This window comes from Glutamicibacter sp. BSL13 (assembly GCF_052928425.1).
On the sequence record NZ_JAVGCZ010000137.1, the window covers coordinates 1 to 5,391 of the forward strand.

General features: G+C 69.0%; 7 protein-coding genes. 5 read left to right on the forward strand and 2 right to left on the reverse strand.

All coding sequences use genetic code 11. The features are described from left to right. Positions 1-1,011 (reverse strand): serine/threonine-protein kinase (locus RCJ92_RS14765; RefSeq protein WP_446754965.1); only part of this gene is annotated, 1,011 nt, incomplete at its 3' end. Between the two features lie 112 nt (positions 1,012-1,123). Here RCJ92_RS14765 and RCJ92_RS14770 point away from each other — a divergent pair. From RCJ92_RS14770 to RCJ92_RS14780, 3 genes are all read left to right on the forward strand, one after another. Next, positions 1,124-1,726: a hypothetical protein gene (locus tag RCJ92_RS14770; RefSeq protein WP_446754966.1), complete on the forward strand. Its 603-nt coding sequence runs from the start codon at positions 1,124-1,126 to the stop codon at positions 1,724-1,726. 91 nt (positions 1,727-1,817) lie between these two features. After that, positions 1,818-2,273 carry a hypothetical protein gene (locus tag RCJ92_RS14775; protein ID WP_446754967.1) on the forward strand — a complete coding sequence of 152 codons (456 nt, stop codon included), beginning with the start codon at positions 1,818-1,820 and terminating at the stop codon, positions 2,271-2,273. Positions 2,274-2,278: 5 nt separating this feature from the next. Continuing rightward, entirely contained in the window at positions 2,279-3,259 is a 981-nt protein-coding gene (locus RCJ92_RS14780) for an HNH endonuclease signature motif containing protein (RefSeq protein ID WP_446754968.1), read from the forward strand. Here RCJ92_RS14780 and RCJ92_RS14785 read toward each other — a convergent pair. After that, positions 3,256-4,086, reverse strand: a complete 831-nt coding sequence (locus tag RCJ92_RS14785) for a Cof-type HAD-IIB family hydrolase (RefSeq protein ID WP_054821662.1) — start codon at positions 4,084-4,086, stop codon at positions 3,256-3,258. The genes RCJ92_RS14780 and RCJ92_RS14785 overlap by 4 nt on opposite strands. Before the next feature lie 123 nt (positions 4,087-4,209). On the opposite strand from RCJ92_RS14785, the gene RCJ92_RS14790 reads away from it, so the two are divergent. Continuing rightward, on the forward strand, positions 4,210-4,971 hold the full coding sequence (locus tag RCJ92_RS14790; RefSeq protein WP_138173135.1) for a Crp/Fnr family transcriptional regulator: 762 nt from the start codon (positions 4,210-4,212) through the stop codon (positions 4,969-4,971). Positions 4,972-5,088: 117 nt separating this feature from the next. Next, entirely contained in the window at positions 5,089-5,322 is a 234-nt protein-coding gene (locus tag RCJ92_RS14795; RefSeq protein ID WP_054822077.1) for a heavy-metal-associated domain-containing protein, read from the forward strand. Positions 5,323-5,391 lie beyond the last annotated feature (69 nt).

Here is a 5,391-nt window from a genome sequence, read left to right on the forward strand (position 1 = left end):
GTCCGTCCCGATGAGCCACAGCGAGAGCGCCCCGAGCAGCACCGCGAGCGCCAGCAGCGCCCAGGGCAGCGCCTTGCGCGGTGCGCCGCGGCGCTGGGCCGCTTCCGCTTCCCGTGCGATCGCCGGTTCGGGCTGCGGCGGCACCGCGGCGTCTGGCCCTGCCGGGTCCGGCGCCGCGTTGGGCGGGAAGTGGTCGAACACCTCGAACACCTCCCCGGAGGCCACCCGGTAGCCTTCCCGGTTGCGCAGCCCGGCCAGCAGTTCCGGGGCCCGGACGGCCGCCCGCTGCCGGTCATCCGGCTGGGGGCTGAGCAGCCCAACCAGCACCCGCTCCAGCGGCCCGGCGGGCGGCTGGCCGGAGAGCGCCTCGCAGCGCTCACGCAGCGCCGGGCCGTGCAGGGCCGGGTCAAGCAGCTGCACCCCCAGCACCCCCAGCGCGTACAGGTCCTGGGCGGGTTCCGGGTCGGCGCCGGCCCGCTGCCCCGGGGCCAGGAAGCCGTCGGTGCCCACGGTGATCCCCAGCTGGGTCAGCCGCGGCTGGTCCCGGTGGGCGGCAATCCCGAAATCGGTCAGCCGCACCCGCGGCACCCCGGTCCCGGTCAGCTCCAGCAGCACATTGGCCGGCTTCACGTCCCGGTGGATCCACCCGGCGGCGTGCACGTGGCCCAGCGCCTCCAGCAGCTGGGCCAGCACCTCGGCCGTCAGCTCGGGGCTCATCGCCCCGTAGTCCTGCAGGGCGGTGTGCAGGTTTCCGCCGCGCATCAGCTGGGAGGCGATGACCACCCGGTCATCCACGGCCGCCCACCCGTAGGGGGTGAGCAGATGGGGGTGGTCGAACTTCACGCCCTGTTCGCGCACGAAGCGCAGCAGCTCCCCGCTGTAGCTTTGGCGCATCACCTTCGCGGCGCAGCGCCGCCGGCACTGCAGGTCCCGGGCCAGCCACACCGAACCCGAGCCGCCCTGGGCAATGTGCTCGATCAGCTCAAACCGCCCGGCTATGACCTCTGCCATGCGCTCTCCTTCAGTTTCCCTGCGGTACCAGCCTAGGTCACCGCCGCCCGCGCGCCGGGCCGGATTCGCGCAACATCAGGACAAAGCGGGCCAGGCACGCAATACTTAAGCCATGTTTGTCGTTGCGCTCAGCCCCCGGCCCCGTTCGGTCACTGACGTGGCCGCGGCCGGAGAGGCGTTGTGGCACCAGTTGGGCCAGGTGCACACCCACGCACCGTTTACCGCGCTGTCCGGGCAGCTGCTGCTGGGGGTGCCGGCGGATGCGGCGGCGGCCGTGGACGCGGTGCTGCGGGTGGCGCGGCTGAACTTCTGCAACATCGGGCTGGGCATCGGCCCGCTGCACACTCCGGTGCCCGAGGATGCCGAGCAGATCGACGGGCGGGCGCTGCGCCGGGCGCTGGGTGCGCTGCAGGCGGCCGGGCACCGCGGGGAGCGGGTTCCGATCTGCGTCTCGGGGCCGGCGGCGGAGCTGGACACGGGCATCGAGGGGCTGTTGCGGTTGCTGGGCCAGTCCATCCGCACCCGCACCGAGGCCGAATGGGCGGTGGTGGATCTGATGACCCCGGGGGTCCGCGGGCAGCAGCGGGCGATCGCCCAGGCCCTGGACATCACCCCGCAGGCGGTCTCCGCGGCGATCGTGCGCTCGGGGTTCAACGACGAGCACGACGCCCGGGCCGGGGTGGCCCGGCTGCTGCAGCTGGCCGACGCGGGCTAGCACGCCGGCGCCCGAGAAGATTTTCGAACCATCTTGCGCGCTGCCCCGCAGCCGGACCCAAAGTGTCGGGGGTCACACCTACGCTGGAAGTATGGACCAGCAAGAACACAGCCACCGCCGCAAGGCGGAGCGGAAGATCAGGCAGCAGATGCCTGAGGGCTGCCTGCACGATGAGGTGGCCGAGCTGATCGAGCAGCTCACCCGCCGCGTGGACATCCTGCTGCGCGCCGGGGAACGCGGGGACTGCGCGGAGGCGCTGCGTCAGCTGGAAAGCGCCAAGGCCAGCTACTGCGCCATGCAGGCCAAGCTGGCCTACCGCCTGGAAAAGGACACGATCTTGGATGCGGAGGACCGCTGCATCAACATCGACCAGTTTGAGCGCGGTGCCGCGGCCTCGGTGGCCATGGCCCGGCGCCAGTCCCAGCAGGGGGCCCGCTCCTATCTTCAGGCCTGCCGGATGCTGGTGGAGGACCTTCCCAACCTGTGCGCCAGTTTTGAGCGCGGCATCTTTCCGAACGCCAGATCCTGGCGATCACCGGCCCGTTGACGGACGTGAACGCCCGCCGTCGTCGGGAATTCGATGAGCTTTTTGCCCGCGAACCGGACATGTTCCAGGACCTGGGCACCAAGCGGTGCCGCGACGCGGTCGAACGCTTCACTATGCGCCATGAGAGCATCGAGAAGGCCGACCGGATCGGCAAGGCCGCGGAGGAACGCCACGTGATCTTCACCCGCGGCAAGGACTGCGTGTGGCTGCGCGCCAAGCTGCCCCTGGAGGAGGGTGTGGGCCTGGAGACCAGCCTGAAGCGGCGGGCCAGGCGGGAACGCGCGGCCGGGGACAAGCGCAGCATGGCCCAGTTGATGACCGATCTGCTCACCCGCCAGTCCATCACCGGCAACGCCGCGAAGCTTCCGGTGTTCGTGGACGTCAAGCTGATCATGACCGACCGCACGCTGCTGCTTGGGGATCGGGAGCCGGCCTACCTGTGCGGTTACGGCTTCGTGCCGGCCCAGTATGCGCGCAGCCTGGTCACGGAGATGGACACCCGGCTCTACGATGCGAAGTGGAATGAGGACACCGAGGAGCTCAGCGACCGGATCGGGGTCTTCCCGGAGCTCCAGCGCCTGTTCACGGCCCCCGGCACCGGGGAGCTGATCGCGATGGATTCCAAGGCCCGCGCCGTCCCGGAGAACCTCAAGGACTTCCTGCAGATCCGGGACGTGCGCTGCCGCACCCCGTACTGCGATAACGACGCCGCCGAATTTGACCACATCACCCCGTGGCGGGCCGGGGGCCTGACCAACGTGCACAACACGAACTACCGGTGCCGTTGGTGCAACCAGGCCAAGGAAACCCCGGGATGGCATGAAAGGGTGGTGCGGGAGGACCCGCACACCATCCGGATCACCACCCCCGACGGGGCGGTCTACCAATCACTGGCCCCACCGCCAACCACGGTCTACCGCAATCCTTCACCCTCGCTGATCGCCCAGGCCTGCTGGCTGCCTGCCGCCACCGACGCCGCAGCCTAGCGCGCCAGGACTCCGCGCAGCACCGGCACCAGACCGTCGTCCCACACCGAATCGGTCACCGAGTCGGCGACCGCCTTGACCTCATCCGGGGCCTGGCCCATGGCCACCCCCAGCCCGGCCCACTGCAGCATCTCAATGTCGTTGCGCCCGTCCCCGACCGCGATGGTCTGCTCCGGGGCAAAGCGCAGGATCCCGCGCAGCCGTTCCAGGCCACTGGCCTTGGTGGTGCCTTCGGCGGCGATGTCCAGCCAGGCGGTCCAGCCCACCGAGTAGGTGACCCCCGACAGTCCCAGCCCGTGCACGGCACGGCCGAACTCCTCGGCACTGGAGTCGGTGGAGAACACCACCACACGCACCGCCTTGCTGTTCACCAGCTCCTCAAAGTCGACGACCCTGGCCGGGGCGCCGAAGCTGACGTCGCTGAACTGCTCGCTGGAAAGGAACTCGCCGCGCTCGTTCTCCAACGCGTACTTCGCGTTGGGCAGGGTGCGCCACAGGGTCGCCAACACCAGGGAGGGGTCAAAAATCTCGCGGTGGATGACCTCCACCTCTTCTCCGGTCACCTTGGCCAGCACCCCGCCGTTGCAGGCCACCACATAGCCGTGCTCGATGCCCAGTTCCTGCACCACGGGCAGGGCGGCGCCCAGGGAGCGGCCGGTGGAAATCACCACTTCATGTCCAGCGTCCACCACTTCGCGCGCGGCGCTGCGCACCTGCTGGCTCATCTGGTCCTGATGGTTCACGATGGTGCCGTCAACGTCTAGGCACACCATTAACTTATCGTTGGTCAACCGGTCTTCGTTGCCGGTCTTGGTCATGACTGTCATAACCCCAGTGAACCATCTTGTCCCACAATTGGCGATGATGCGGCGCACATGTGCGATGAACGTGCGGCGACTTCGTGGTAAACCTGAGCATAAGAGCGCCCATTTTGCAGGAGGGCAGCAACAATGCGCGAACCATCGGCCACCCGGCGCCACACGCCACTGGCCCAGGGGTGCGGCCAGCCGCACAGCTGCCCGGAACCGGTGCGGCTGCGGGTGCTCGGCCAGGTCCCGTATTTCCGCGGCCTCTCCGAGCAGCAGCTGCGGGTCATTGACGGCCAAATGCAGTCCCTGGCCTGGGCGGAGGGTGAGCACCTGTATGCGGCCGGACAGCCGGCCAGCGACCTGTACGTAATGGCGTCCGGGCGGGCCAAGGCGTTTCACGACACCGCCGAGGGCCAGCAAGTGGTGGTGGACCTGCTGGGCCCCGGCGACCTGTTCGGCGGGGTGCCGGCCCTGGGCCATGACCGCTACCCGGAAACCGTGCAGGCGCTGAGCACCACCTGCGCGCTGCGGATGGACAACGCCACGTTCGAAAACATCCTGGGGCAGTTCCCCCCGGTGGCGCTGCAGGTGCTCAACGCCCTGGCCGGGCAGCTGCGCACCACCCGCTCCACGCTGGCCGAACACTACGCCGCCCCGGTGGCCAGCCGGGTCGCCGCGACCCTGCTGCGCCTGGCAGACAAGTTCGGCACCCCCAGCCGGCAGGGTGAGCTGATCCAGTTCCCACTCTCCCGCGCCGATTTGGCCGGGATCACCGGGGCGAGCCCCGAATCGGTTTCCCGGGCGATGAGCTCTCTGCGCAAGGCCGGCATCATCGAGACCGGGCGGCGCTGGACGGCGCTGACCGACCGCGCCAGGCTCACGGAGATCGCCGAAAACTACTAGCCAGAGCGTATGTGCGGTTAACTGACGCAGATCATGGTGGGGGTTGGGGCCCGTTCGTAGGGTGAAGGTACTTCCTGGGATACCGGGAAGGACGCAACCTGCGAAAGGAAAGCCATCATGAGCACCACGACCAGCATTTGGACCACGCTGCGCGCCGAGGGATTCTCCTGCCCGTCCTGTGTGGGAAAGATTGAAAAGCAGGTCAAGAAGCTGGATGGGGTCACCGAGGTGAAGGTGCACTTCGCCTCCTCCCGCGTCCAGGTGCAGCACGACCCGCAGCGCGCCAGCGTGCAGGACCTGGTCTCCGCCATCGCCAAGGCCGGCTACAAGGCCGTCCCGGCGGCGTTCTAGAGGGCGTGGTGATCATGCAAAAGGTGTGGCAAACGCTGCGGCGGCTGACCGCCGGACGCTGGTTCATCC